The sequence below is a fragment of the Chitinophaga sancti genome, assembly GCF_034087045.1.
In the GTDB taxonomy this organism is placed as follows: domain Bacteria; phylum Bacteroidota; class Bacteroidia; order Chitinophagales; family Chitinophagaceae; genus Chitinophaga; species Chitinophaga sancti_B.
Window position 1 is genome coordinate 1,327,581 of sequence record NZ_CP139247.1, and the last position, 26,934, is coordinate 1,354,514.

Below are 26,934 nucleotides of genomic sequence, written 5' to 3' on the forward strand. Positions count from 1 at the left end.
ATTTTTTTGAAAACAGGGCCAAACCTAGCTAATTTTTAGGTATTGGCCGCTGATATTATGATGGAAGGGGGCTGATTGTCGGCCAGGCATAATTATGGAATGGCATTTGTTAAAGGGGAGATGATTATAGCAATTACGCACACAAACTATATTAAAAACCTACTTATGAAGAAGCTATTGTATCTATTGGCTGCTGTTGCATTCTTCGCCTGTAACGAGACGCCAAAGCAGGAGGAAAAGAAGGACTCGCTGAAGGAAGGTGTGGAAAAAATTGGACAAGATGTTAAGTCCGCTGCCGGCGCTGCTGGGGATTACCTGGATGAAGAGCGGCAGAAGCTGAGAGGAGACCTGGAAGAGCGAAAAAATGATATTGATAAAAAAATGGACCAGCTAAAGAGTGACGGATCCGCCAGAAGTAAAGAAGCCCGCCGTAAACTGGGTTTACTGAGAGACCAGATTAATGGGAAACTGGATGAACTGAAAAACGGTACTGCTGCCGGTTGGGATAGTACCCGTACCGATATCGATACTGCCTTAAAGCGCTCCGACAGGGAATGGACGAACTTCAAACAGGATTTCAAAGATTTATTCCAGTAAGAATTTAGATGTTTGCCGGGTACCGGAACATGGCTAAAATCCCTAACTTTACCGGGCAACAATCAAAAGAAACGCCTTGTTACGTTCATACCATCAGAAAGAAATAGCATTTGAAGCCGGCTGTGACGAAGCTGGCAGAGGGTGTCTGGCAGGGCCGGTTTTTGCGGCGGCAGTCATTCTGCCAGTAAAATTCCGCCACAAACTGCTCAACGATTCCAAACAGCTGAAAGTTGCTGACAGAGAATACCTGCGCGGGGTAATCGAGGAAAAGGCACTCTTCTATTCGGTAGCAAGCGTAGATAATGAGGAGATTGACAAAATCAACATATTACAGGCTTCATTCAGGGCCATGCACTTAGCATTGGAAAAGTTGCAGCAACAACCCGGATACATCCTGGTAGATGGCAACCGTTTCAAACCCTATGGAAATGTCCCCCATGCCTGCATTATCAAAGGAGATGGTATTTATGCTTCAATAGCAGCAGCATCTATATTGGCCAAGACTTACAGGGATGAATATATGATGAAGCTGCACGAACAGTTTCCACATTTCGGCTGGCTTGAAAACAAAGGTTATCCTACAATTCAGCACCGGAATGCCATCAGAGAACATGGAGATACTCCCTTTCACAGAAAGTCTTTCCGGTTACTACCGGATGAACAGCTTTCGCTGGACTTTGGAGGGTGAGAGACTATAGACCAGATTAGTAAACACTATTGTTATTATTTTTGCCCTTGGATAGGATCAGACTATGTTAAAGCAGACACAACAGCAGAAGCTATTACAGAAATTGTCGCCTCAGCAGATTCAGCTTATGAAACTGTTGCAGGTCCCTACTGCCGTACTTGAAGAAAGAATCAAGGAGGAGCTGGAGGAGAACCCTGCTCTTGAATATGGAGAAGAGGCACATGAAGAGGAATTTAAGGATCCGCAGGATGAGTTTTCAGGTAACGAAGAAGGAGAGGGTGACGACGAGTTTGAACCAGATGGAAGTGAGAACGAGTATGATAATATTGACATTTCCGAGTATGTAAGCGAAGGTGATGATGATATAGCAGACTATAAACTGCGCGATGATAACTACCCCGATCAGGATGAGAACAAAACCATCCCGGTGCGGGTAGAGACGTCTTTCCACGAGCACCTGCTTGAACAATTGGGCATGCTGGAGCTGGATGAGAGGAAAAACGCCATTGCTGAGCAGATCATTGGTAGTATTGACGACGACGGATACCTGCGCAGGGAAGTGAGTGCCATTGTGGACGACCTTTCCTTTTCACAGAACGTAAGTACAGATGAGGAAGAGATCAGGGATCTGATCAAAAAGATACAGGATTTCGATCCGCCTGGTATCTGTGCCACCGATTTGAAAGAGTGCCTATTGCTGCAGTTGAAACGCAAGCCACAGGATGATGAGGGAGTGGCAGGCGCCTACATGATCCTGGAAAACTACTTTGACGAGTTTACCAAGAAACATTACGAGAAGATCCAGAAGGGGCTGAATATGAGTGATGAAGGTCTGAAGGAAGCCATTGGCCAGATCATCCGTCTTACACCAAAGCCGGGTGGTAACTATGCTACGCTGAACAAGGCGGAAAGCTATGTGGTACCAGACTTCTTTATCCTGAACAACAATGGTAAACTGGAGCTGACGCTGAACTCAAAGAATGCACCTGATCTGCGTATTTCAGAAGGCTACCGCGACATGCTGAAAGAGTATGACCGTGGTGATAAAAAAGACAAGCGTCAGAAAGAGGCTGTACTTTTTATCAAGCAGAAGATTGATGCCGCCAAGTGGTTCATAGACGCTATTAAGCAAAGGCAGCATACGCTGTTGTCTACCATGGAATCCATCATGGGATACCAGAGAGAGTTTTTCCTGACAGGAGATGAAACTACCATGCGCCCGATGATCCTGAAAGATATTGCGGACATCACCCAGCTGGATATTTCTACTGTGAGTCGTGTGGCCAACAGTAAGTATGTGCAGACGGAGTTTGGTACCTTCAAACTGAAATTTTTCTTTAGCGAATCATTATCGACAGATAGTGGGGAAGAGGTATCTACCCGTGAGGTAAAGAAGATACTGTCTGACCTTATAGAGGGAGAGAACAAGCGGAAACCGCTGAGCGACGAAAACCTGACGAAGATGCTGCAGGACAAGGGATATAATATTGCCCGCCGTACGGTAGCAAAGTACCGTGAGCAGCTGAATATTCCGGTAGCAAGGCTGAGGAAGGAATTATAATAGGGTCGCTGTACAGCCCGAAATGTACACATGATTTAAATGGAACAAGCAACTATACACGCAACAGATAACCGGCCTGAACGAGCATCTGATTTTAGTCCCGTGCTTCGCGGGATCTCAATGTTTATTTCTTATCTGCTGCATCCTCTTTTTATACCGCTGCTGGTGACCTGGCTGGTGGTGCATGCACTGCCGGAGTACTTTGTGACCTTCAAGCAGATCAGTTTCCGGTTTGCTTACGATACCCTGTACTTCAGGGTCATCGCGATCAGTATCTTTTTTCCTGCACTGACTGTAGGGCTTTCCAAGGCGCTGAACTTTATAGATAGTTTGCACCTGCGTACCCAAAAGGATCGTATCATACCATATATTGCCTGCACGATTTACTACTTCTGGGCATTTTATGCTTTTAAAAAGCAGGGGGTAGCACCACCGTTCTTCAATGTCTTCTTTTTAGGGGTGTTTCTTGCGGTGAGCCTGGCCATGGTGCTCAATACGAGAATAAAAGTGAGCATGCATACGGTAGGCTGGGGCGGCGTGATCGGGTTTGTCCTGATCGTGATGTTCAGTTTGCAGTTGAATGTAAGCGGCGTATTGATACTGGCCTTGTTCCTTTCGGCTATTGTTGCAACTGCACGCCTTATATTGAATGCCCATGAACCAGTGGAGATTTACGCTGGTTTCCTGGTGGGTATACTGGCACAACTGATCGCATATGTCATAGTAGGATAAGAGAAATTTTACCCTTTTTTTTCAGTTATTTTCTGGCTGCGCAAATTCAGTGCGCGAGCGCATCTCATCTTTGTAGTGTTATTTGATAATTGACATCTGCGTCTGTTGTGAGTTAACCCCTCATTTTATTTTGCTAGCTAATTTAGCAAAGCTTGTAAAATGCTAAAAATTTTAGGAAAATAGAAAATTATATAATAATTTAGCACACCATTAATTTGTAAAAAATCTTACTAATATGTCTACAGCAAATACAGATAAACTGAAGGCCCTGCGCCTTACAATGGACAAGATCGAGAAGGATTTTGGAAAGGGATCCGTGATGATGATGGGAGAGAAGGGAGTTGTTCCTATGGAGGTTATCTCTACTGGTTCGCTGGGACTTGACATTGCGTTAGGTATTGGGGGGCTCCCCAAAGGAAGGATCATAGAAATTTACGGTCCTGAATCATCTGGTAAAACGACAGTAGCTATACATACTATTGCAGAAGCCCAGAAAAAGGGTGGTATCTGTGCAATTATCGATGCGGAACATGCATTTGACAGTTCTTATGCCCAGCGCCTGGGTGTGGATGTGGATGCACTGCTGATCTCTCAGCCAGACCATGGTGAGCAGGCATTGGAAATTGCTGACCGGCTGATCCTCTCCGGAGCGGTAGACGTGGTGGTGATTGACTCCGTAGCTGCCCTGGTACCAAAGGGTGAACTGGAAGGTGAGATGGGTGAAAGTAAGATGGGTTTACAGGCACGTTTGATGTCTCAGGCGCTGCGTAAACTGACTGCTACCATTTCAAAAACTAATTGCTGCTGCATATTTATTAACCAGCTGCGTGAAAAGATCGGGGTGATGTTTGGAAACCCGGAAACCACAACGGGTGGTAATGCGCTCAAGTTCTATGCCTCCGTACGTCTGGATATTCGCCGTATGACCCAGATTAAAGATGGAGATGAGGCTGTAGGTAACCGCGTGAAAGTAAAAGTGGTTAAAAACAAAGTTGCACCTCCCTTCCGCCAGGCTGAGTTCGATATTATCTTCGGAATGGGTATTTCCAAAGTAGGAGAGCTTATCGATATGGGTGTTGAATATGGCATTATCCAGAAAAGCGGCAGCTGGTTCAGTTATGAATCCAACAAGCTGGGCCAGGGCCGCGATGCCGTGAAGCAATTGCTGGCAGATAATCCTGAAGTAGCTGTTGAAATTGAGGGAAAGATCAAGGCGAAATTAGCTGAGCAGGCTGCACAGGCTTAATTAAGAGTTGTTTTAGTTTTAGATATATTAAAGCTTAGAAATAAGCATTGGGTTAGTTAGTATTAACGTAATGTCCCTGCCTTTTTCAAGGCGGGGATTTTTTTGTGTCATAGCTTAAATATTTGTGTCATAGCGTAAATAAAAAACGCTTCCACCGTGGGGTAGAAGCGTTTATATAAAAGAGCTGAATCAGATTAGAATTCAAATGGTCGTTTGTAGATCACTTCCAGGAGTGTTTGTCCTACTACCTGCAAGGTTCTTTTGTCAATCACCTGCATGTCATCATTGGTTGTATGCCAGTGTGGAGCGAAGTTACCATTTGCCTGCATCGCGATGACATCAAATGTAGGGATCATGGCGATGGTATTGATGTACACATGGTCATCTGTGATAGTAGCGCCAGTGTTCTCATAGCGGAAGTAATCAGAATATCCAAGTCCGTTCGCCACATCCCAGAATGCCTTCATCGGGCCATAAGCATATTGTTGTGACCCACCTTCCATATAGAACTGAGAACCGCGGCCACCCACCATATCCAGCAGGATACCATAGTTTGCTTTATAACCTTTAACATGCGGGTTTCTGGCCCAATATTGTGTACCCAGGCAATAGCTGTTTTCATCTTCACTTACACCACTGTCTTCTACATCTTCCAGCAGAATATCGATACCCGCAGCTGGATGTTGTGCATGCAATTGACGCGCTACTTCCAGTAGCACACCTACACCACTTGCACCATCGTCTGCACCATCAAACTGTTTGGTTTTATCAAACGCATCCTGGTCCGCATGGGGTCTGGTATCCCAGTGTGTGAGCAACAGGATACGCTGTGCAGCACCAGGATTGAAGGTCGCAATCACATTGATACAGGGAACAGATTTACCACCGGGGATGGTTACGTTGGTACGCTGAATGTAAAGTGTATCGGCCAGTGGTTTGAACTGAGAGATGATCCAGTCCGCACAGGCAGTCTGTGCCGGAGTAGCGGGAATACGCGGACCAAAGGTGACCTGTTTGGCAGTATATGCGTATGCACTATCTGCATTGAATACAGGAACATTCACATTGGACTGCTTTGTAGTGGTCGTCTCAGTAGTATCGGCTGGTTTAGTACCCGAATGACAGGCAGCAGCACAAATAGCTACTCCTGTTAAAATGCCAATCAATTTACGCATATGAAACAAGAACATTTTATGATCGTCTTACTGGATAGTATAGCTTACGCTACCATCCTTTTCATCTTTTAACTGAATACCGGCTGCCAGCAGCTGGTTACGAATCCTGTCTGAAGTAGCATAGTCTTTACGGGTCTTTGCTTCTTTACGCATCTCAATAATCAGTTGCATCACTCCATCCAGTGTATTGTTGTCAGAAGCCAGGTTTTCCGGCTCCAGTGCGAGGATGTCGATCAGCCAGATTTTCCAGGTCTTTTTGATTAGCTGGAAAGTATCTTCACTGATTTCATGCATTTTGATCTGTCCTCCTTTCAGGGAGTTGATCACAGGCGTTATTTCGAACAGGTTGGCCAATACTTTGGCGGTGTTGATATCATCGTTCATGAAGTCCTGGCATTCTTCGCACCAGGTACGTACCTGCTTATCCAGCTCTTCGTTCAGTTCACCACCTGTGTTGGCGTACCCGAGTTTCTGCAGTACTTCATAGGCACTCCAAAGGCGTTGTAAGCCTTTTTCGGCAGCCTGCAGTGCTTCGTTGGAGAAGTCGAGCGTGCTACGGTAGTGTGTTTGTAATATGAAGAAGCGAACAGTCATTGGGCTGTACGGTTTTTCCAGCTGATAGTTATCGCCAGTAAACAGTTCAGTGAGGCGGATAGTATTGTTATACGCCTTACCCATTTTACGACCATCTATGGTGATCATGTTGTTGTGCATCCAGTAGCGGGCCATCATTTCACCGTGTGCAATTTCGCTCTGTGCAATTTCACACTCGTGGTGAGGGAACTGCAGGTCCATACCACCGCCGTGGATGTCGAACTGTGTGCCCAGGTACTTGCTGCTCATAGCAGAGCATTCAATATGCCAGCCAGGGAAACCTTCTCCCCATGGGCTGGGCCAGCGCATCAGGTGCTCAGGAGGTGCATTCTTCCACAGGGCAAAGTCTACTTTGTTACGCTTTTCATCCTGGTTTTCCAGCTCGCGGGTGGTTTCCAGCATGTCTTCCAGTACACGTCCACTGAGGATACCGTAGTCGTGGGAAGCAGCATATTTTTTTACATCAAAATATACGGAGCCATTTACCTCGTAGGCATAGCCTTTTTCGATGATGGTTTTGATCATTTCGATCTGTTCGATGATATGACCGGTAGCCGTAGGTTCGATACTTGGCTCCAGTGTGTTGAACTCACGGAATGCCCAGTGGAACAGGTTTGTATATTTCTGGACCAGCTCCATAGGCTCCAGCTTTTCCAGCTGCGCTTTTTTGCTGATCTTATCTTCGGCTTCACGGCCTTCTTCCTCAAAGTGACCGGCATCGGTAATATTCCTCACATAACGGACTTTGTAGCCAAGATGTTGCAGGTACCTGTATACCACGTCGAAGGTGATGTAAGGGCGGGCGTGTCCCAGGTGGGACTCTCCTGATACGGTCGGACCACACACATACATACCAACATGACCAGGATACAATGGGGTAAATACTTCCTTTTGTCGCTTCAGCGAGTTGTAAACTTTAAGCTCAGACATATCGTTTAATTCGGATTGCAAAGATAGTTATTGTTTCGTCAGGGAAATGACAGTCCCGGGTACCAGTCATCCAAATTATTTTGCATGGGTCAGGGACAAGTTGGCAATAACGGGATAATGATCGGAGAGGTCAGAATTTATTTTACGATAAGAGTTGATTGTGAATGACTTATCGCAGAAAATATAGTCAATCCGCAGGGTAGGGGCCAGTCCGGCAAAGGTGCGGCCTATGCCGCTGCCCTTTTGAAGGAAGGCGTCCTGTAGGGAACCACGGATGGTGAAATAGGTATAAGAGGCAGGTGTATCGTTGAAGTCTCCGCATACAATGGTGCGGTAGGGACTGGTTTTGATAAAATCTGCAACGACCCGGGTCTGGCGGGCACGTCCTACATAGGCGTCCTTCATTTTCTCAATAATGTTGCGGGTAGCTACCAGCCCACTGTCCTGCTGGTTTTTGATCTTCTGGATATTGTGGTAATCCCGCTGATCGAAACGATAGGAGGCCAGGTGCATATTAATAATGCGGATGGTATCGCCACCTCTCACAATATCTGCGTAGATCAGGCTTTCGCTGCGTGGCCCAGTAGACATCTTGATCTTGTCCGACTTGATGATCGGGAACCGGGAGTAGATAATGGAGCCCCAGTGCTGCATGCCTGCACGATTAAAGTCGCTGGAAAAGTAGCGGTAGGGCAGGTGCATTTCGTGTGAGATATCTTCCCGGTTATTGAAATCATTTTTCTTTTCTGAAGTATAGAAGTCCTGGAAGCATACCACATCCAGCTCCTGTTTTTTGATCAGAGCAAACATGGCCTGCCTGGTATATTTACTGTCTTTTTCCCTGTATAATCCAAACTGGGCTACGTTGTAGCTCATCACACTGAGACCGTCAGGAGGGGCAGACAATTTTTTTTCTGCAGAAGGGAAGTTGAAGGCAATGAAAGCAGAGATAGACTTCCAGCCGATTACAATGGCCAGCAGAGAAAGCAGGCAGTATTTATAATCGAAGATTAACCAGCAGATGAAGAAGAGGATTAATATCAGTAACAGTATTGGAAACAGCAGTGTAAAAAAGCTGATAGGCCACCACTGAACGGGAGATACAAAAGGGGCCAGGCATGCTACCAGAAAGAATAGCATGACAATGATATTGACCGTTAGAAAAAAACCTTTTGTAAATAACCGAAGAAATCTCAACTCCTAATCGCTTTTTGCGAATAAAGATAATTGAAACGATCAAACTTTGTTATAGTGATAAGCTTGCCATTATTGGAAAATGTTCAAAACCCTTGTGGGGAAAGGAACTAAAGCCATTCACATGAAAAGGTGATTGTGTAAGTATATAGTCAATGCGCAGGGTAGGTGCGAGAAAAGAAAGTGTTCTGCCAATGCCCCAGCCCTGTTCCAGGAATGCGTCCTGCAGGTTTGGTGAAATCGTGTTGTATGTATAAGAGACGGGTACATCGTTGAAGTCGCCGCAAACGATGCCTGGATAAGGGCTTTCTTTAATGAGTGCCGCCAGTTGTTCTGCCTGTGCGGAACGCTTGCCGAAGGTGTTTTTCATCCTGGCAGCAAGGCCTTTGGCTTGAGATGTTTCACCTTGTAATGCAGCGTAATCTTTATGCCGGAACATATAGGATTGCAGTTGTGCAGTAAAGATGCGGATAGTATGTTCATTTATCTTTATATCAGCTTGCAGAATGCTGCTACCGCTGCCTACATCACTGTGGCCGCAGGGAATGTGACAGGCTGAAACAATAGGGTATTTAGAAAATAATACGATACCGTATTGCCAGGTATTCCAGCGTGTTTTGTCGCAGGTGAAGTAGTGATAAGGGTAGTGCAGTTTTTCTTTGATGGCGTTCAGGTGATCTGTATGATCAGGGCCACTGTTTGTATAGAATTCCTGCATGCAGAGAATGTCTGGTGTTGCTGATGCAAGGGTGGTATAAATAGATTGTTTGATAGCGGAGTCTTCAACATATTTTTTCAATCCCATGCTGCTGCTGTTGAAGGTCATGAGAGTGAAGCTGCCACGTTGTGGAGTTGCTGCATGACCTGCGGGATGATGACCAAAGGTAACCAGCAATGCTCTGCAGGAGAGGAGGATGCCGGCCAGCGAAAGTCCCCAGTAGGGTTTCTTTCGTATCAGCCAATAGACCAGGTACACCAGGTTAATGAGGAATACGATAGGAAAGAATAGTCCGGCAAAGCCGCTCAGCCACCATTTACCGGGGTTGAGGTAAGGGAGCCAGCTGGAAAGGATCAGGGATAATGCGACGATACCCGTGGCGATGAAAGCTTTTGACAATGTACAGGGGTTTCTATAAAAATAACAAAATACTCTATAAAGTGAAAAGAGGTCATATCAAAAATATCGAACCTTTTAACAATCGTTGATACGATTACCTATCTCCATCAGGTTCCAAAATAGAAAGAGCCTGTATTTTTTTGATACAGGCTCTTTTCATGTATTTATTTCCTGATTAATTTTCTTTCGGATGGAAGAGGTGTGTGGCTTTGTACACCAGCTTATTAAAGCCGGCACCCCAGTCATTGCCTTTTTTCCACGCACTCATAAATAAGAAGCCTGTGATTGCTCCGCCGATGAGTGTGGGCAGGGTAGTAAGGTCATGATGTGAAAACAGGTGTTCTGATATTGCCATGAGGATGTACAATACAGTTACTATCCACATTGGGATACCGCCGCCGCCGTTCAACTTTTGGAAGAACCGAACGTCAGGCGCCAGTAAAAGTGTTGCCACTGCCAGAGACATCACGGAGGCTGAAGAGCCATAATAAGAGGCAAAGAATTGTGTAGGATGCCAGGCTGGTATGAACTGCATGCCCAGCATATAGAGGAGATTTCCCGCCATGCCGCCAAAAAGATATAACGGAAGGATAACACCAGGCCCTGCTTTGCGCTGCAATACAGAACCAAAAGCCCAGAGCCATACCATATTGCCAAATATCAGCCAAACGCTCTCATTAACAAAGAGGGAAGTAATAAATGTCCATGGTAAACGAGCCAGTCTGCTGAAACTGGCAGGCAATATCACATTATTCATTACATCCAGGTTGAACCGGATGGTTGAATTGCCTTCAATATTATAAACTACTTGTGTAAAAAATAGCAGGATAAATACTGTCAGGTTCACCAGTAATAACTGGGTGACCATATTCTTTCCTTCTCCCAGGGAGAGGATTGGCATCGGTTCTCCTTTTTCGGCTACGTCCATTGACCTAAAACTTTAGGGGCTAAAGGTACGATTCCATTTAGTAAAAATGGCGCCGGTTCTTCCTGTTCCAGTTTCGGAGCAGCAGGTAGCTGAACAGTACACCACCCAGGTGGGCAAAATGCGCCACATTATCTCCGGCGGTGTTCCGGACACCGGATACGAGTTCCAGCAGGATCATGAAGGTAACGATGTACTTTGCCTTGATCGGAAACAGGAAGTAGAGGTACACCAGGCTGTTGGGGAACAGGTACCCGAAGGCGAAGAGCAATCCGAACACAGCGCCGGAAGCGCCCAGGGTTGCTGCATCGCGGTAGCCGATCTGGAATTCACGCAGGAATAATTTAGACATTTCTACCTTGGCAGGTGTATCAGGGAAGCTTAATTCCTGATTAATGGAATTGACCAGGTCGTAATGTGTGGTAAGGTTATGGAAGTTCGTAAAATTCGGATCAGCAAGGTAAGTATTGATCTCATGAGTGAGCCGCATATTTTCGTAAGTGATCACGCCCATATGGCAGAGGGCTGCACCCAATCCACAGATGAGATAGAACATCAGGAAGCGCTTAGGCCCCCAGAGGTTTTCGAGTGTAGCGCCAAACATCCACAGGGTGAACATATTGGAGAACAGGTGCTCGATAGAACCATGCATAAAAAGGTGAGTCAGTACCTGGTGCGGCTTGAACAGGGGCGAGCCCCAATAGTGGAGGGCAAAGAGGTCCGTCAGGAAATGATTCGATGATGGATTCTGAATCTCTCCCATTGTATATTGTCCAAGAAATACCAAGCCATTGATGATCAATAGGTTTTTAATCACCAGCGGTAAAATGTCGAAACTGCGGGGCCTGAACTCACTCATTATGATTTCCGATTCTGATTATTACTAATACCTTTTTTCTAACAATACCACGTTCTCAATATGGTGTGTATGTGGGAACATGTCTACAGGCTGGATTTTCTTCACAGCATATAACTGATCCAGCAGCGCCAGGTCTCTGGCCTGGGTAGCCGGGTTACAGCTTACATACACGATACGGGGTGCTGCAATTTCGAGTAGTTTGTTCACTAGTTTTTCGTGCATACCAGCCCGAGGAGGGTCGGTGATGATCACATCTGGTTGCCCATGTTGGGCAAAGAATGCATCGTTACAAATGTCTACTACGTCGCCAGCGAAGAATGTTGCATTGTTTACGCCATTGCGGGCTGCATTTTCTTTTGCATCGTCTATCGCTTCTTTAATCAGTTCAATCCCCACTACTTTTCCTGCCTGTCTGGATACAAAAATACCAATACTGCCTGTTCCACAATATAAGTCATAAACAATTTCTGTTCCTGTTAATCCGGCAAATTCTCTTGTTACCTGGTAAAGGACTTCTCCCTGGTAAGTATTCGTCTGGAAAAAGGACTTAGGGCCAATTTTGAACGTAAAGTCTTCCAGTTTTTCTTCTGCATATCCTTTTCCGAAGTACACTTTAGGCTCCAGGTCAAAGATGCTGTCGTTCAACTTGGGGTTGATCGTATACAGCAGGGTGGTAATACCGGGTACGGTCGCCAGCAGATGGTCCAGCAGGGCTTCGCGGTCTTTCTTGTTTTCGTGTTGGATAACAAGGTTGACCATGACTTCGCCTGTGGTTAAGATGCGCACCACCAGGTTGCGCAGCCAGCCTACCTGGGCGCGGATATCGTAGAAAGACAGATCGTGTTCGAGTGCATAAGCCCTGACGGTATTGCGGATTGCGTTGACAGGTTCTGCTTCGAGGTAGCAGGTATTGATGTCAAGCACCTTGTCGAAGAGCTTGGGTACGTGGAATCCGAGGGCATTCATCCGGGGAATGGTACCGTCTTCGGAAATTGCTTCGGATGGCATCCAGGCTTTGTTGCTGAATGTGAATTCCAGTTTGTTGCGGTAATGTGTAACGTGTTTGGAGCCAAGGATGGGCTGCATTTCAGGAAGTTCCAGTTTTCCGATGCGGGTCAGGTTGTCGGTTACCTGTTGTTGCTTGTAGGAGAGCTGCTTATCATACGGGAGCATTTGCCACTTACAGCCGCCACAGGTGCCGAAGTGCTCACAAAAAGGAGTTACGCGGTCAGCTGCGTAGCTATGAAAGCGGATGGCGCGGCCTTCGGCCCAGTCTTTCTTGCTTTTGCCCAGGCGAACGTCTACAACATCGCCAGGGACTACGCCACCTTCAATGAAGATCACTTTGCCGTCAATGCGGGCCAGTGCTTTCCCTTCTGCTGCATATGCGGTCACGGGAACTTTTTCCAGAATTACGTTTTTTTTCCTCACGGGTGCAAAGGTAGGATTTTCAAAGAGTAATGTAGGCGTGCAGGGGAGTCGTATTTTTCAAATTCCTAATTCTTGGTTACATTTACATCAACCGATGTCCTATGCATAAACTTATGATAATACTGGTGTTTGTATGCTCTGCAATTCAGCTACAGGCCCAGAATGGCTACAAGATCACAGTACAGCTGAAACAGTACAAAGGAGGTATGATGTACCTGGCCCAGTATATGGGTAAAAAGACATATATGGCAGATTCCGCCATGCTGAATGACCAGGGTGTAGCAGTGCTACAGGGAAAAGAGGCCTTACCCGGTGGTATTTATCTTGTAGTGTTCCCCGGTAAAACACGGTATTTTGAAATGTTGCTGGACAGCAAACAGGAAAACTTCTCCGTTTCAGCAGATACTTCAGACCTGATCAATAAGACAATTTATAAGAACTCACCGGAGAATGAACTTTTCGTGGATTACAATAAATTCCTGTCCAAAGATGTGGCATCCCTGAACAAGGAAGCACAGACCCTGCTGGCAAAACATACAGCAGCAGACACTGCCAGTGCCAGACAGTTACAGACAGAGTTGGGCAAAAAGCTGCAGGCCTACAGGAACAATGTGATGACCAATCATCCCCAAAGCCTGTTGACCAGCATTTTCAAAATGATGAAAGATCCGGAAGTGCCACCAAAGCCAGCGGATGCCGATTCTACCTTTGGCTACCGCTACTATAGAAGCCACTACTGGGACAATACCAACCTCAGTGACGGGCGTCTGGCCCGTACACCTGTACTGGAAGATAAACTGAACAGGTATTTTACCCAATTGGTTCCAATGGATCCTGATTCTATCAATGTTGCGGCAGATGAACTTATTGAAAAGACACGTAAGGATAAAGAGAACTTCAAGTTTGTAGTGTGGTGGCTGACATCTACTTACGAGTCATCTCCTTACATGGGAATGGATGCCGTATTCGTGCACCTGGTAGAAAAGTATTATGTAGCAGGTGATGCTTACTGGCTGAATGATGAACAACTGAATAAGATCATTTCCCGTGCATACTCCATAGCACCTAATCTGATTGGTCAACAGGCACCGCCACTGGAAGTAAAGGATAGTGCCATGAAACCTATTTCGCTGTATACCACCAAAGGTAAATTTACAGTGCTTGTATTCTGGGATCCTACCTGTGGACACTGTAAGATAGAAGTACCCAGGCTGGATTCTGCCTATAACGCGAGCTGGAAAAATAAAGGTGTAACCATGATTGGATTCAAGACAGAAGGTACCAAAGAGCAGTGGGAACAATTCATTCATGACAATCATCTGAAAGGATGGATCCATGCATGGGATCCTGATGCACAGTCTAACTATAGACGCCTATACGACGTATATAGTACACCGGTAGTATATCTACTGGATGAGAAGAAGAAGATTGTAGCGAAGAGACTGGGTGTGGAGCAGTTGAATGAATTTATCGAGCGATCAGATAATAAAGGCAAAACAGCGAAGAAATAATCCACGACTGTGTAATGGAGCGTACAGGTTGTACACACATCAATCACATGTGTAGTAATTATAGATAATTCATCCCGTGTATCACAGATACACGGGATTTTTTTTGAGTACACAAAAATGTGAGTAAATATTAAATGACTATATAATTAATGTTGTAATCCTTTTATTATCAGTTGCATGCGTTTGCTGTATTATGATTTGGCATAGTCTTTGGCAATTCATAGTCGTAATAAAACTTTCTAGGTTATGACAAAGAAGATGATCCTTTCGTTTGCAGCCCTTGCAATTTTTTCAATGAGCGCGATGGCGCAGGTACGTGTGGGTGTAAAAGGTGGCTGGAACCTTTCAACCATTACAGTTGACAACAGTGGTAGTGTAGATAAAGACAAATCACTGTCTGGCTTTAATATCGGTGTAATTGCAGATATGCCATTAGTACCAAGAATCTTATCCTTCCAGCCGGGTGTGTTCTACACTACCAAGGGTTCTAAACTGAAATCCGGAGATGAAAATGATGCCGTGCATTACAAGTTTACAACCAATCCATCCTACATCGAAGTTCCGCTGAACTTCATTGGTAAATTACCAGTAGGTCCGAGCGCAAGTCTCTTTGCGGGGGTAGGTCCATACTTTGCATTTGGCGTAGCTGGTAAGAACAAAACTTACACAACTGTAGGAGGTACAACAACGACTACTGAATCCAATATCAAGTGGGATGATGATACCCCATTCAACAATGATGATCCAAACCAGGGTTATAATAAGTTGAAACGCTTTGACTGGGGTGGTAACGTACAGGTAGGTGCAGAGATCAGCAATTTCCTGATTTCAGCACAGTACGGAGTAGGTTTCGCCAAGATCAATTCCGGTGGAAATGACAGTAACAACGACAAGAACAAAAACCGTGTGTTTAGCCTTAGTGTGGGTTACTTGTTCTAATCAACAATCTTGAACAAAGGGGCGTAAACAGGCAACGTCTGTAATTAAAACAACAGCTATGAACATGTATAGCATCCGACCACGCCTGTAGGATGCTATACTGATAAATTTACCTATATGAAAAAAGTACTTTTAGCGGCCGCCGGGCTTCTGATTGCATGTGTATCTTTTGGGCAGACAAAATGGGGGATCGTTGCAGGACCTCAGTTCTCCAGTTATACGACCAAGGCTGATAATGATAGCAAAAAAACCAGTGACCTGTTTACAAATGTCAGGGCTGGTATTACTGTAGACATACCACTGGCAGAGGAATTTTATATCGGAACCGGTCTGCTTTACTCCGGCAAGGGTGGAAAGGATGACGGTGTTAAAACCAACTTATCTTATTTACAAGTGCCGGTAAATTTCCTCTTTAAACCTGAAGTAGGTACAGGAAAGCTGAACCTAGGTGTAGGCCCTTACCTTGCATACGGAGTAGCAGGCAACCATAAAACTACGGTTGGTAATGCAGATATATCTGTAAAAGCATTTGATGATGAAGCAGGAGTAACCAGGTTGAAAAGGTTTGATGCAGGTCTGGGTATCGTAGCAGGTTATGAACTGCCAGTAGGCTTGTACCTGGGTCTGAATGCAGACTTAGGTCTCATAAATACATATGACAATACAGACAATGGCCGAAGCTGGCATAATACCTCCTTCGGTGTTTCAGTAGGGTATAAATTTTAATGGCAAGCAATATTATATGCAGGGCTGATCTCCTTTTCAGGGGATCAGCCCTGTTCCTTTGTTAACGAGCTATTAATACCCTAAATTCCCACTTATTTCCTACCTTAGTTTTATCATAAACCCCTATATGTTTGAGCAATCCATTACGCGTACTTTTATATTACTTCTATTGTGCATTTTTTTATCACCTTTCCAATTGAAGGCACAGGTTAGTTTTGGTCTGAATGTGGGTGTCAATCAATCCTGGATGCAGTTCAGGGATCCCGCCGGTCATTCTGCCGAAGAGAATAAACCGCTCACAAGATTTAATGCTGATCTGTTGGTAACAGTACCGCTGATAAACGGGTTGTATGTAGAGCCAGCTATCCGGTATATTACAAAAGGCGCCAACCTGACTGCCGGTGGAGATGGAGAATACACCCGCAGGCTGGAAGTGCATTACCTGGAAATACCCGTCAATTTTACATATAAAATACCTGCATCATTTGGCCGGCTTACGATTGGGGCAGGGCCATACACTGCTTATGGTTTAAATGGGAATAACCGGATCCAGGTATATAATGCAGGAAATGTAGTAAGCACCACCGATTATAGTGTTGCCTTCAGCGGCAGCGGGAATAAAGGTATTTATCCCGGCACGCGGCTGAATCGCTGGGATGTGGGGGCGCAGGTCTCGGCAGGTGTTGAGTTTAATAACCTGCTGATAGTTGGGGTGCACTATAGTAGGGGAATCCGTAACCTGGACCTGTCCGGCAACAGTACGATCCGCAATAATAGTGTAGGGGTGAGCCTTGGAATTTTGTTGAGCAGAGAAGATTATTAACGGCCATAATTATACATGCGAATAAATGCAAAAGGTGTATCCGGACAGGGTGCACCTTTTTTTTATGGGAAGTAGGGGTATGGGCAGTGACCCGCGTCTTACTTGTAAACTATTTTGACATAGGATAAAACAAAAAGTGTGACAGTTATTCGGACATGCCAGTACGTTTCCACGTAATGGCATTTTTATTTTAAAATAAAAACCCGCTTTTACCTCAGGCAAAAGCGGATTGATGGTATAAGCGAAAGCCGGGTTATACTACGGCATCTACTACTTTTCTGATCACTTCTGGTTTACCCAGGGTGTAATAGTGTAACACCGGTGCACCAAATTCTTTCAGTTCTTTAGACTGCTGGATCAGCCACTCGGTACCAACCAGTTCTACATCCTTGTCAGTCTTACATTTCAGGATTTCGTTGGCCAGATCATTCGGGATATCTACATGGAACGCCCTTGGCAGTACTGTTAACTGTTTGCGAGTGGTCATTGGTTTCAATCCTGGAATAATGGGAACAGTGATGCCCATTTCTCTGCATTTTTTGACAAAGTCGAAATATTTCTGGTTGTCAAAAAACATCTGGGTAATGATATAATCGGCACCATTTTCTACTTTCCGCTTCAGGTAGTTCATATCTGTAGCCAGGTTGGGTGCTTCGAAGTGTTTTTCCGGATAGCCGGCTACGCCGATACAGAATTTAGTTTTCACCCCACCCTGCAGGTCTTCTTCCAGGTACATACCATTGTTCATGTTCACTACCTGGTGCAGTAGTTCTTCTGCATAGCGGTGTCCATGCGGTTCTGGTTCGAAGGCCGGCTCGTTTTTTGGGGCATCACCACGGAGTACGAGCACATTGTCTACACCGAGGAAATTGAGGTCAATCAGGGCATTTTCTGTTTCTTCACGGCTAAAGCCACCACAGATCAGGTGAGGAACGGCATCTACATTATAATGGTTCATCACGGCAGCACAAATAGCTACTGTGCCGGGTCTTTTGCGGATTTCTACTTTTTCAAAGGAACCATCCGACCGCTTTTTGAACATGTGCTCACTTCTATGATAGGTAACATTGATAAATGCAGGTTTGAATGCCATCAGGGGGTCCAGATGATCGTAAATAGACTCTATGCTCTTCCCTTTGAGTGGGGGAAGGATCTCGAAAGAGATCAATGTATCCTTTGCCTGTGCAATATGTTCAGTTACTTTCATAGCAAGTGGGCTTATTAAAAATGTATAGCCGGACAAAAATAATGCATCTCTTAGAATTATCATCTAATAATTCTCGAATAGTCCGAATATTTATGAACCTTTGTGCTTGATTCGTAGATAAAAGCACAGGCAATAAATGCCCGGCATGGAAAGCAGAAGTAAATGCTTATTTTTGCTAAGTTTCAACATATGGCATTAAAAATACATACAGATCAGTTGGTAAAGCGCTACGGTCAGAGAACTGTGGTCAACAACGTATCTGTTGAGGTTACTCAGGGAGAGATCGTTGGATTGCTGGGCCCGAATGGTGCCGGTAAGACAACTACGTTTTATATGGTCGTGGGCCTGATCAAGCCGGACGAGGGCCAGGTATTCCTGGACGAAGTCAACATCACCAAGCTGCCCATGTACAAAAGGGCCAAGATGGGGATAGGTTATCTTCCCCAGGAGGCATCTGTATTCCGTAAATTGAGTGTGGAAGACAATATCTCTGCGGTATTGGAAATGACTAACCTCAAGAAGGCAGAACAGAAGGAAAAACTCGAGAGTCTGCTGGAAGAGTTTCGTCTCACACACGTGCGTAAAAGCCCCGGCGACGTATTGAGCGGTGGTGAGCGCAGGCGTACAGAAATTGCACGCGCACTGGCGGTGGACCCTAAGTTTATCCTGCTGGATGAGCCTTTTGCAGGTATTGACCCAATTGCAGTAGAAGATATTCAATCTATCGTAGCCCGCCTTAAATATAAAAATATCGGCATTCTGATCACCGACCACAATGTACAGGAGACACTGTCCATCACTGACCGTGCCTATCTGCTATTTGAGGGTAAAATATTAAAAGCCGGATCAGCCGAAGAATTAGCTGCAGATGAACAGGTAAGGAAAGTGTATCTTGGACAGAATTTTATTTTACGTCGTAAAAATTACCTGGACGAAGCAGCTAAGCAAAAATAACTACAACTACTCCGTTCCTACCATCCTATTATGAGAATATTAAGTCCTGCAATATCACAACTGGCGCGTTTGCGCATGGGGCGCATAGAGTATTTTATGCAGTATCCCCTGCAGGTGCAGCAGCAGGTATTTCAAAACCTACTCAGTGCCGCTCAGTATACTGAGTTTGGTAAGCAATATGGATTCTCGCAGATCTATAAGATTGAAGAGTTTAAGCAAAGGGTACCTATCCATAACTACGATACCCTGAAGCCATATATTCAGCGTTCCATGGAAGGCCAGCAAAACATTTTGTGGAATACCCCTATAAAATGGTTTGCCAAATCCAGCGGTACAACTGCCGATAAGAGCAAGTTCATTCCTATTTCTGTAGAAAGCCTGGATGAATGTCACTATCGTGCAGGGAGAGATGTATTATCCCTTTATTATAATAATTATCCTGAGTCCAGGTTACTAACCGGCAAGTCACTGGTAATCGGTGGTAGTCACCAGGTGAATAAACTGGATCAGGAGAGCGATTCTTACTTTGGTGACCTGAGCGCCGTGATGCTCCAGAACATGCCCTTCTATGGCAATATGATCCGTACTCCGGATCTGTCTATTGCCCTGATGGATGAATGGGAAGAGAAGATCGAGCGCATGGCCAATGCCGTGATCCATGAGAATGTCACCTCTATAGCAGGGGTACCTACCTGGACCATGGTATTGATAAAAAGGATCTTTGAAATCACCGGTAAGGATAACCTGGCAGACATTTGGCCTAACCTGGAACTTTACGTTCACGGGGGGGTGAGTTTCACACCGTATCGTGAGCAGTTCAAAAAGCTGATCCGCAAGCCGGATATGTTCTACCAGGAAACCTACAATGCATCTGAAGGTTTCTTTGCCGCACAGGATGTGATCGGGCAGGAGGGGTTGCTGTTGTTCCTGAACCATGGTATCTTCTATGAGTTCATGCCGATGGAAGAAGTAGGAAAAGATCAACCACAGACACTGCAACTGAATGAAGTGGAAATGGGGAAAAACTATGCACTGGTGATTAGTACCAATGGTGGCTTATGGCGCTATATGGTGGGCGATACCGTGCAGTTTACCTCTCTGTCTCCATTCCGTGTGAAGGTGAGTGGTCGTACCAAATCATTTATCAATGCATTTGGTGAAGAATTGATTGTCGAGAATTCAGATAAGGCGATAGCCAAAGCTTGTGAAGCAACGGGCGCCATTGTAAATGATTACACAGCGGCTCCTATTTATTTTAGCGAAGGAGAAGCGGGGGCCCATGAATGGTTACTTGATTTTGAATTGATTCCAGATAGTGTAGATCACTTTATTGATGTATTGGATCAGACACTGAAATCTATCAATTCTGACTACGAAGCCAAGCGTCACAAAGATATGGCGCTGCGCAGACCAGTGCTGCATGTATTGCCAAAAGGCACTTTCACCGAATGGCTGAAGAGCAAAGGCAAACTGGGTGGTCAGCACAAAGTGCCCCGGTTGAATAACGACCGGCAGCATGTCGAAGAAATTTTAAAATTCACTGGTATCACTGGTGTGATATAATTGGGTAACCATTAACTAATACGTCTATATGAAATTACTGGAGAACAAAGTAGCTATCGTTACCGGGGCCAGCCGTGGTATTGGAGAAGCTATTGCAATCAAATTTGCAGAAGAGGGTGCAAATGTAGCTTTCACTTACCTGAGTTCTGATGAAAAAGCCAAAGCGCTTGAACAGAAGCTGCAAGGTATGGGTGTAAAGGCGAAAGCCTATAAGTCCAATGCCGGTGTTTACGAGGAATGCGAAACGTTAATTGCCGATGTACTGAAAGAGTTCGGCGCTATCGATATTTGTGTGAACAATGCAGGTATTTCTAAAGATAATCTGCTGCTGCGTATGAGTCCTGATCAGTGGGATGATGTAATGGACATCAACCTGAAGAGCGTGTATAACATGACTAAACATGTGATCCGCCCGATGATGAAGGCTAAGTCAGGTTCCATTATTAACATGAGTTCTATTATCGGTATCAAGGGTAATGCTGGTCAGAGTAGCTATGCTGCTTCCAAGGCTGGTATAATTGGTTTTACCAAGTCTATAGCACAGGAGCTGGGTAGCCGTAATATTCGTGTGAATGCGGTGGCGCCAGGTTTCGTAGAAACTGATATGACGCACTACCTGAAAGAAGGTACCGGTGCGCAGGCTTATATTGAGAAGATTCCGTTAGGTCGCTTTGGTAGTCCTGAGGATATTGCAAACGTGACGCTGTTCCTGGCTTCTAACCTGAGTGCTTATGTAACAGGTCAGACAATCAGCACCTGTGGTGGTTTGAATATCTAATCCGGATCTATATAATTAAAAAAGCGGTTGTGTCTTTGGGCACAACCGCTTTTTGTTTTTAGTATTTTTTACCGGGAGTGGCTACGCGGAAAGTCTCTACACACTTGCGATCCTGCAGTGTTACGAAGACTGTTTTACCATCCGGACCACCGAAGGTGAGGTTGCTGCATTGCTTGCCTTTCAGGGGGATTTCCCTGATGGTTTTGCCGGCAGGAGATAATACCCAGATCACTCCTTTACCCCAGCGGGCTACGTACAGGTTACCAGCTTTGTCGCATTTCATACCGTCAAACCCAAAGTCGGGTACTTCAGCAAAGAGTTGTTTGTTACTGATATTGCCGGCTTTGTCTACATCGAATTTCCAGATCTTGCGTTGAACGCTTTCGTTGACATAGAGTGTCTTTTCATCGGGGCTGAGTTCTATACCATTGGTGGTGCCCATGTTTGCATCCAGCAGTACAGCTTTGCCGCCTTTGTCGATGCGCCAGATCTGACCGGTGGATTGTTTCCAGTTCGGGTCAGAAGCATAGATCTGATCTTTCTTGTTTATGCAGAGATCATTGGGCTGATTGAACTTGTCATTGTGCACGTATACGCTGACTTTCCTTGTTTTGGGATCTACCTGGAGTACGTTGTGATTAATGAAGTCAGGCAGGAACATCAGTCCCTTGCTGTTGTAATGAATGCTATTGCCTACACTGCTATCTGGCAGGTTGACGAAGACTTCGCCGCTACCATCTTTGGTATTGATCCTTCCAATGGTTCCATCTTTCTGAAAGTTGACTACATAGAGATAGCCAGATTTATCGTAATGAGGGCCTTCGATGTTTACAGAGAACATTTGTTCTTTGGTGAGATCTTTGGTTTGGTATAAATCCTGGCTTTTTAGCTGTGCCGTGGCGGAGAGACCGAGTAATAGACAGATAAGTTGTTTCATGATAGAAAGATTGACGTTGAGAGATTAAGATAGTGAAATTTGTACCGGTGGGCAAGACTGATCCCGCATTTCTTATTCCTGGATGATGGTGCAGCGTTTACAGAGAATGTGAATATGCAGTATGCCATTCAGGCTTCCGGCAGTATTGTACCTTTAAAAGTGGTATGCATTTTTTCCAGAAGGAAAATGAGTGCCTGATGGAACTGTTTACCAGCAAAGCGGATGGGCTGGTGCTGTACAGGTACCCTTTGTATAATACGTTGAAGAATGTGAGTTACCGGGAAGCCGCCATTAAGGACCAGGATACTGATAATGGATGCGTGAGAGAGAAAGGGGGCATTACACAAAGGATCTGCATATAGATGCGGATGGCAGGTTTGTGAAATAGGGGATTACCCTCAACCGTCAATGGGTTAATTTTCACTATTTTCGCCGGCATGATACATGTTTCTGAATTTAAAGACCTGGAGCTGCTATCGATCCACAAGGTGGGCAACGCCTCTCAGGAAGAGTCCCTGATCTGCTCCCAGGAGCCTTTGCAATTACAGGATGAGACCATCAGTCAGCTATTGTTGAGTTACTTTATCCAGCCATTTACGAATGCGGCAGAATACTTCCGCTTTTACCACGAGGCTGACCTTCAATTAAATGAGATTTTTCAATATTGCCGTCGTATATTTGAGAATCGGGACAATTTTCATGAGCAATCTGTAAATATAGCCAAGCATCTATATAAGCATTCCACGCATCCTAAAATCAAGGGTGGAGAGTTGTATATCGCTTATTTTAGCAAGTGTCAGGTGGATGGTGAGGATGTGGAAGCCATTGGTATTTTCAAATCTGAGACCAGAGATACCTATTTGAAAGTATACTTGTCCAACGAAAGCTACCAGGTAAATTACGACGATGGTATAAATATCAACAAGCTCGATAAAGGATGCCTTGTATTCAATACAGAAGAAGAAGAGGGATATAAAGTCAGCATAATAGATAGTATCAGCAAGCAGAATGAAGCTGTATACTGGAAAGACTCTTTCCTGCAGGTACAAAGGAGGGAAGACAATTATCATCAGACAGAGTTGGCAGTGAATATGTGTAAGCAATTCATCAGTGAAAAACTACCCAGTGAGTATGAAATGAGCAGGATAGATCAGGTAGATCTGCTCAACAAATCAGCAGCTTATTTTAAGGAAAAAGAGCAGTTCCAGATGGATGATTTCGCCCAGGAGGTGCTAGGGCATCAGGACGCCATCGAATCATTCAGAGAATACCGGGAGCAATATCAGCAGGATTACAAACAGGAGATACCTGATGAATTTGATATATCAGCACCAGCATTCAAGAAGCAGCAAAAAGTATTTAAGAGTATTCTGAAACTGGATAAAAACTTTCATATATACATACACGGTAACAGGGAATTGATTGAACGGGGCTTTGATGAATCTACGAATATGTATTACTATAAACTTTCGTTTGAGAATGAAAGTTAAAATGCCGTAACAAACTGCGGCATCAGTCGTCTAAGATTAAACCGATCGGTTATAAATTTTTCATAAGCAAAAACCAATTATTAATAAAGGCTGCTCTTTTGGGCGGCCTTTTATTATTAACGGGTAAAACAGCATATTGTTTAAATAAAAAAACGCTTCTGTTTTGAGCAGAAGCGTTTCTTATTATTTCTGTTGTTTTTGCTTAGGTTTCGGCGGCCTGTTTTGAGGCTGCTGCTGGCCACCTCCGCCGCCTTGTTGTTGAGGCTTTGGCTGTGGTTTAGGTCCCTGTGGTTTACCTTGCTGCTGCTGTTGTTGCTGTTGTTTCGGCTGCTGCTGCTGTGGTTTAGGGCCTTGTGGCTTACCTGGTCCTTGTTGTTGCGGCTGTTTAGGTTTTGGCTGCTGTTGCTGCTGTGGCTGTGCCTGTTGTTTAGGCTTTTGCTGTTGAGCAGGTTGTTCAGCCGGTTTAGCCCCTTGTTGCTGTTGTTTGTGTTTTTGTTTTTCCTTGTCCTTGTGTTTGCGTTTCTGGGCTGTTTTTTCCAGTGAGCGGAGGCTGATCTGGCCTACCACGTCTGCAAATCCGAGGTCAGTTTCTTTAGGTTTACCTGCTACCACTTCTACTGGTTTCAGGTCATCAGGTCTGATGTTTTGCTTGTTTAGCTGACGTATTTCTTTTACGCGGCTGATGGTAAGCGGGTATTGCTTGTTGCTGTCGCCATAAGCATACCACATCAGGTTTTTGAAAATATCCCTCTTCTGCAGGGTTGCAACGCCATTGATGGTTTCAATGCTATCTGCATCTTCAGGGAAATCTTTAAGTGCATCGAGGTAAGTATCGAGCTCGTAGTTCAGGCAGCATTTCAAACGTCCGCACTGGCCGGACAGTTTTGCCTGATTGATGGAAAGGTTCTGGTAGCGGGCAGCAGTGGTATTCACACTCTTAAAGTCAGAGAGCCAGGTAGAGCAGCACAATTCGCGGCCGCAGCTACCAATACCGCCTACTTTACCGGCTTCCTGGCGAGCGCCGATCTGGCGCATTTCCACCTTGACACGGAATTCTCCGGCGTAGAGCTTAATTAATTCACGGAAGTCAACACGGTCATCGGCAGTGTAGAAGAAGGTTGCTTTACGTCCATCGGCCTGAATTTCTACCTCGGCGAGTTTCATTTCGAGGCCTATACTGCGGGCTATTGCTCTTGCTTTGATGAGGGCCTCTTTTTCGCGGGTTTTGTTTTCACCCATTCTGTGCAGATCTTCATTGCTGGCGCGACGCAATACTTTTTTTACTTCAGGGGTATCTTCTATCCTTCTTTTCTTCATCTGGAGCTTTACCAGTTCGCCGGTGAGGCTTACCTGGCCTACATCAAAACCACTCACTCCTTCTACGGTTACCATTTCTCCCTTATCCAGGAATTGTTTGGTAACGTTTCGGAAGAAATCTTTCCTGCTTCCGTTGTTGAAACTTACCTCTATAATATCAAATGGTGCTAAGCTATCACTTAAGGGAATATTGGCCAGCCAGTCAAAAACATTTAGTCGGTTACATCCACCACTACTACAACCTCCATTACTTTTGCATCCTGACGGCTTTCCCTCTGCACCTGTACCACATCCGGCACAAGCCATATTTATATATTTAAAAGAGTTAATTGATATGCATCCGGTATTGTCCCGAACGCTTTAAAATACATATTTCCCTTTATATATACAAAAGGGCGGAAGTAACAAAGGTAACGGAAAAAGTAATGCCCCGTCCTGTCAATATAGGTTTAACAGGTCGGGATGGGCTTATGTTTAAAAATGTACTGCAATTTGATACTGAGGGCGTGAAACAGCAGTTTAGCGTTGGCATTTCGTTCAATGTAGTAGCTGGCGTTGTCCAGTTCCTGTGTGATCAGCTCCATTTGCTGGAGATTGGCCAGTTTTTGCAATTTAAAGGCAAAATCGGTTTCTTCTTCGGAGAATGCCAGCTGGCTTTTGTCTATGTATTTCAGTCTGAGGGTATGTTCCAGCAGGTTGATGAAGTAGCGGAGGAACTGTTTTTGGTTTTCGCGACCCATCTTGGCGTTGGATACATTTTCTATCCATTCCTGGAGGGCCAGGCGGTTGTTGGTAAAGATATAATTGAGCCAGTTACGTAGTAGCTCATGGTAATCATCTTCTGAATTTTGCAGCAGGGCAAGGGCTTCCCGGTAGTTGCCGGAAGCAATTGTTGCCACCTGACGGGCTCTTGCAGCAGGAGCATTGGCCCTGGTTACGAGTGCATTGACCAGAACGTCTTTGGGGAGAGGGTTTACCTTGATGAGGTGAGTCCGCGAAAGGATGGTCGCCAGTATTTGCTCCTGGTTTTCGGCGATCAGGATGAAGATGGTATCATCTGGTGGCTCTTCGATCAGTTTGAGCAGGCGGTTCCCTTCGTTACCCAGGTATTCGGGCATCCACATGAGTAGGATCTTGTATTTACTCTCGAAGCTTTTCAGGCTCAGTTTGCGGATGATGTCCTGACATTCGGTAGCGGTGATGTTACCCTGTTTGTTTTCAGCTCCTATGAATTGCAGCCAGTCGTATGCATTACCGTATGGATGTTCGGTAATGAATTCCCGCCATTCGCTGGCGTAGTCGGCACTCACTGGTTTATCGCCTGTTTTTTTAGGGATGACAGGGTATGAGAAGTGAATGTCGGGGTGGATGTACTTTTGTGCTTTGATACAGGCAGAACATTTACCGCAGGGGCCTTCAGGCTGTTTGTCTTCGCAAACAAGGTGCTGGGCGAAGGCAAGGCCAAGGGGCAGACCACCGGCCCCTTCCGGGGCCAGGAGGATCATAGCATGGCTGATGCGTTGTTGAGTGACAGCATTGAGCAGTTGTTGCCTGATGTCGTCCTGACCTATGATATTTGAGAAAAGCATGGGTGCAAAGTAAAAGAAAAATCGCTTACACCTTTGGCATAAGCGATTTTT

The 26,934-nt window shown here is 45.1% G+C and carries 25 protein-coding genes; 14 read left to right on the forward strand and 11 right to left on the reverse strand.

The window, feature by feature from the left end; genetic code table 11:
• The first annotated feature begins 165 nt into the window (after positions 1-165).
• From SIO70_RS05525 to recA, 5 genes are all read left to right on the forward strand, one after another.
• Positions 166-597 carry a hypothetical protein gene (locus tag SIO70_RS05525; RefSeq protein WP_320579965.1) on the forward strand — a complete coding sequence of 144 codons (432 nt, stop codon included), beginning with the start codon at positions 166-168 and terminating at the stop codon, positions 595-597.
• Positions 598-673: 76 nt separating this feature from the next.
• Entirely contained in the window at positions 674-1,285 is a 612-nt protein-coding gene (locus SIO70_RS05530) for a ribonuclease HII (RefSeq protein WP_320579966.1), read from the forward strand.
• Between the two features lie 64 nt (positions 1,286-1,349).
• Positions 1,350-2,846 (forward strand): RNA polymerase factor sigma-54, encoded by a 1,497-nt coding sequence (gene rpoN / locus SIO70_RS05535; protein ID WP_320579967.1) that lies wholly within the window; start codon positions 1,350-1,352, stop codon positions 2,844-2,846.
• 39 nt (positions 2,847-2,885) lie between these two features.
• Positions 2,886-3,578: a hypothetical protein gene (locus tag SIO70_RS05540; protein WP_320579968.1), complete on the forward strand. Its 693-nt coding sequence runs from the start codon at positions 2,886-2,888 to the stop codon at positions 3,576-3,578.
• A 235-nt stretch (positions 3,579-3,813) separates the two neighbouring features.
• A complete protein-coding gene (gene recA, locus SIO70_RS05545) occupies positions 3,814-4,824 on the forward strand; it encodes a recombinase RecA (RefSeq protein WP_320579969.1) in 1,011 nt (336 codons plus the stop codon).
• A 194-nt stretch (positions 4,825-5,018) separates the two neighbouring features.
• Here the strand turns inward: recA and SIO70_RS05550 are convergent, their stop codons facing one another.
• The 7 genes from SIO70_RS05550 to rlmD all read right to left on the reverse strand — a co-directional run bounded on the left by SIO70_RS05550 (position 5,019) and on the right by rlmD (position 13,049).
• Positions 5,019-5,999, reverse strand: coding sequence for a M28 family peptidase (locus SIO70_RS05550; protein WP_320579970.1), 981 nt, complete (start codon positions 5,997-5,999; stop codon positions 5,019-5,021).
• A gap of 27 nt (positions 6,000-6,026) precedes the next feature.
• Positions 6,027-7,523, reverse strand: a complete 1,497-nt coding sequence (gene cysS / locus SIO70_RS05555; protein ID WP_320579971.1) for a cysteine--tRNA ligase — start codon at positions 7,521-7,523, stop codon at positions 6,027-6,029.
• Positions 7,524-7,598: 75 nt separating this feature from the next.
• Entirely contained in the window at positions 7,599-8,663 is a 1,065-nt protein-coding gene (locus SIO70_RS05560) for an endonuclease/exonuclease/phosphatase family protein (protein ID WP_320579972.1), read from the reverse strand.
• 106 nt (positions 8,664-8,769) lie between these two features.
• Positions 8,770-9,834 carry an endonuclease/exonuclease/phosphatase family protein gene (locus SIO70_RS05565; protein WP_320579973.1) on the reverse strand — a complete coding sequence of 355 codons (1,065 nt, stop codon included), beginning with the start codon at positions 9,832-9,834 and terminating at the stop codon, positions 8,770-8,772.
• Positions 9,835-10,009: 175 nt separating this feature from the next.
• Complete coding sequence (locus tag SIO70_RS05570; RefSeq protein ID WP_320579974.1) at positions 10,010-10,762, reverse strand: rhomboid family intramembrane serine protease; 753 nt, start codon at positions 10,760-10,762, stop codon at positions 10,010-10,012.
• Positions 10,763-10,799: 37 nt separating this feature from the next.
• Positions 10,800-11,618 (reverse strand): rhomboid family intramembrane serine protease, encoded by an 819-nt coding sequence (locus SIO70_RS05575; protein ID WP_083725175.1) that lies wholly within the window; start codon positions 11,616-11,618, stop codon positions 10,800-10,802.
• Positions 11,619-11,642: 24 nt separating this feature from the next.
• Positions 11,643-13,049: a 23S rRNA (uracil(1939)-C(5))-methyltransferase RlmD gene (rlmD, locus tag SIO70_RS05580; protein WP_320579975.1), complete on the reverse strand. Its 1,407-nt coding sequence runs from the start codon at positions 13,047-13,049 to the stop codon at positions 11,643-11,645.
• 101 nt (positions 13,050-13,150) lie between these two features.
• Between rlmD and SIO70_RS05585 the strand changes: the two genes are divergently transcribed.
• The 4 genes from SIO70_RS05585 (at position 13,151) to SIO70_RS05600 (ending at position 17,048) form a co-directional block, all read left to right on the forward strand.
• Positions 13,151-14,560, forward strand: a complete 1,410-nt coding sequence (locus tag SIO70_RS05585; protein ID WP_320579976.1) for a redoxin domain-containing protein — start codon at positions 13,151-13,153, stop codon at positions 14,558-14,560.
• A 246-nt stretch (positions 14,561-14,806) separates the two neighbouring features.
• Positions 14,807-15,499 (forward strand): porin family protein, encoded by a 693-nt coding sequence (locus SIO70_RS05590; RefSeq protein ID WP_320579977.1) that lies wholly within the window; start codon positions 14,807-14,809, stop codon positions 15,497-15,499.
• Positions 15,500-15,616: 117 nt separating this feature from the next.
• Positions 15,617-16,225 carry a porin family protein gene (locus SIO70_RS05595; RefSeq protein WP_320579978.1) on the forward strand — a complete coding sequence of 203 codons (609 nt, stop codon included), beginning with the start codon at positions 15,617-15,619 and terminating at the stop codon, positions 16,223-16,225.
• 196 nt (positions 16,226-16,421) lie between these two features.
• Complete coding sequence (locus tag SIO70_RS05600; protein WP_320579979.1) at positions 16,422-17,048, forward strand: porin family protein; 627 nt, start codon at positions 16,422-16,424, stop codon at positions 17,046-17,048.
• Positions 17,049-17,301: 253 nt separating this feature from the next.
• On the opposite strand, the gene metF is transcribed toward SIO70_RS05600, so the two are convergent.
• Complete coding sequence (gene metF, locus SIO70_RS05605) at positions 17,302-18,255, reverse strand: methylenetetrahydrofolate reductase [NAD(P)H] (protein ID WP_320579980.1); 954 nt, start codon at positions 18,253-18,255, stop codon at positions 17,302-17,304.
• Positions 18,256-18,444: 189 nt separating this feature from the next.
• On the opposite strand from metF, the gene lptB reads away from it, so the two are divergent.
• From lptB to fabG, 3 genes are read left to right on the forward strand one after another with little or no spacing between them, the layout of a single operon-like run.
• On the forward strand, positions 18,445-19,209 hold the full coding sequence (gene lptB / locus SIO70_RS05610) for an LPS export ABC transporter ATP-binding protein (protein WP_320579981.1): 765 nt from the start codon (positions 18,445-18,447) through the stop codon (positions 19,207-19,209).
• A gap of 30 nt (positions 19,210-19,239) precedes the next feature.
• On the forward strand, positions 19,240-20,772 hold the full coding sequence (locus tag SIO70_RS05615; RefSeq protein ID WP_320579982.1) for a GH3 auxin-responsive promoter family protein: 1,533 nt from the start codon (positions 19,240-19,242) through the stop codon (positions 20,770-20,772).
• A gap of 28 nt (positions 20,773-20,800) precedes the next feature.
• Entirely contained in the window at positions 20,801-21,550 is a 750-nt protein-coding gene (gene fabG / locus SIO70_RS05620; protein WP_083723348.1) for a 3-oxoacyl-[acyl-carrier-protein] reductase, read from the forward strand.
• A gap of 58 nt (positions 21,551-21,608) precedes the next feature.
• Here fabG and SIO70_RS05625 read toward each other — a convergent pair whose 3' ends face one another.
• A complete protein-coding gene (locus tag SIO70_RS05625; protein WP_320579983.1) occupies positions 21,609-22,487 on the reverse strand; it encodes an SMP-30/gluconolactonase/LRE family protein in 879 nt (292 codons plus the stop codon).
• A 197-nt stretch (positions 22,488-22,684) separates the two neighbouring features.
• On the opposite strand from SIO70_RS05625, the gene SIO70_RS05630 reads away from it, so the two are divergent.
• Together SIO70_RS05630 and SIO70_RS05635 are read left to right on the forward strand one after the other, a co-directional pair.
• Positions 22,685-22,849, forward strand: coding sequence for a hypothetical protein (locus SIO70_RS05630; protein ID WP_320579984.1), 165 nt, complete (start codon positions 22,685-22,687; stop codon positions 22,847-22,849).
• Between the two features lie 75 nt (positions 22,850-22,924).
• On the forward strand, positions 22,925-23,977 hold the full coding sequence (locus SIO70_RS05635) for a nucleoid-associated protein (RefSeq protein WP_320579985.1): 1,053 nt from the start codon (positions 22,925-22,927) through the stop codon (positions 23,975-23,977).
• Between the two features lie 183 nt (positions 23,978-24,160).
• Here the strand turns inward: SIO70_RS05635 and SIO70_RS05640 are convergent, their stop codons facing one another.
• On the reverse strand, positions 24,161-25,600 hold the full coding sequence (locus SIO70_RS05640; RefSeq protein WP_320579986.1) for a regulatory iron-sulfur-containing complex subunit RicT: 1,440 nt from the start codon (positions 25,598-25,600) through the stop codon (positions 24,161-24,163).
• A 143-nt stretch (positions 25,601-25,743) separates the two neighbouring features.
• Positions 25,744-26,883 carry a hypothetical protein gene (locus tag SIO70_RS05645; RefSeq protein WP_320579987.1) on the reverse strand — a complete coding sequence of 380 codons (1,140 nt, stop codon included), beginning with the start codon at positions 26,881-26,883 and terminating at the stop codon, positions 25,744-25,746.
• Positions 26,884-26,934 lie beyond the last annotated feature (51 nt).

Coding starts and splice junctions, on each gene's coding strand:
- SIO70_RS05630 (WP_320579984.1), top strand. CDS start 22,685: ATGGAACTGTTTACCAGCAAAGCGGATGGGCTGGTGCTGTACAGGTAC.
- SIO70_RS05575 (WP_083725175.1), bottom strand. CDS start 11,618: ATGAGTGAGTTCAGGCCCCGCAGTTTCGACATTTTACCGCTGGTGATT.
- SIO70_RS05585 (WP_320579976.1), top strand. CDS start 13,151: ATGCATAAACTTATGATAATACTGGTGTTTGTATGCTCTGCAATTCAG.
- SIO70_RS05590 (WP_320579977.1), top strand. CDS start 14,807: ATGACAAAGAAGATGATCCTTTCGTTTGCAGCCCTTGCAATTTTTTCA.
- SIO70_RS05640 (WP_320579986.1), bottom strand. CDS start 25,600: ATGGCTTGTGCCGGATGTGGTACAGGTGCAGAGGGAAAGCCGTCAGGA.
- SIO70_RS05635 (WP_320579985.1), top strand. CDS start 22,925: ATGATACATGTTTCTGAATTTAAAGACCTGGAGCTGCTATCGATCCAC.
- fabG (WP_083723348.1), top strand. CDS start 20,801: ATGAAATTACTGGAGAACAAAGTAGCTATCGTTACCGGGGCCAGCCGT.
- rpoN (WP_320579967.1), top strand. CDS start 1,350: ATGTTAAAGCAGACACAACAGCAGAAGCTATTACAGAAATTGTCGCCT.
- SIO70_RS05570 (WP_320579974.1), bottom strand. CDS start 10,762: ATGGACGTAGCCGAAAAAGGAGAACCGATGCCAATCCTCTCCCTGGGA.
- cysS (WP_320579971.1), bottom strand. CDS start 7,523: ATGTCTGAGCTTAAAGTTTACAACTCGCTGAAGCGACAAAAGGAAGTA.
- SIO70_RS05615 (WP_320579982.1), top strand. CDS start 19,240: ATGAGAATATTAAGTCCTGCAATATCACAACTGGCGCGTTTGCGCATG.
- recA (WP_320579969.1), top strand. CDS start 3,814: ATGTCTACAGCAAATACAGATAAACTGAAGGCCCTGCGCCTTACAATG.
- lptB (WP_320579981.1), top strand. CDS start 18,445: ATGGCATTAAAAATACATACAGATCAGTTGGTAAAGCGCTACGGTCAG.
- SIO70_RS05525 (WP_320579965.1), top strand. CDS start 166: ATGAAGAAGCTATTGTATCTATTGGCTGCTGTTGCATTCTTCGCCTGT.
- SIO70_RS05560 (WP_320579972.1), bottom strand. CDS start 8,663: ATGCTATTCTTTCTGGTAGCATGCCTGGCCCCTTTTGTATCTCCCGTT.
- SIO70_RS05645 (WP_320579987.1), bottom strand. CDS start 26,883: ATGCTTTTCTCAAATATCATAGGTCAGGACGACATCAGGCAACAACTG.
- SIO70_RS05625 (WP_320579983.1), bottom strand. CDS start 22,487: ATGAAACAACTTATCTGTCTATTACTCGGTCTCTCCGCCACGGCACAG.
- metF (WP_320579980.1), bottom strand. CDS start 18,255: ATGAAAGTAACTGAACATATTGCACAGGCAAAGGATACATTGATCTCT.
- SIO70_RS05595 (WP_320579978.1), top strand. CDS start 15,617: ATGAAAAAAGTACTTTTAGCGGCCGCCGGGCTTCTGATTGCATGTGTA.
- SIO70_RS05540 (WP_320579968.1), top strand. CDS start 2,886: ATGGAACAAGCAACTATACACGCAACAGATAACCGGCCTGAACGAGCA.
- SIO70_RS05550 (WP_320579970.1), bottom strand. CDS start 5,999: ATGCGTAAATTGATTGGCATTTTAACAGGAGTAGCTATTTGTGCTGCT.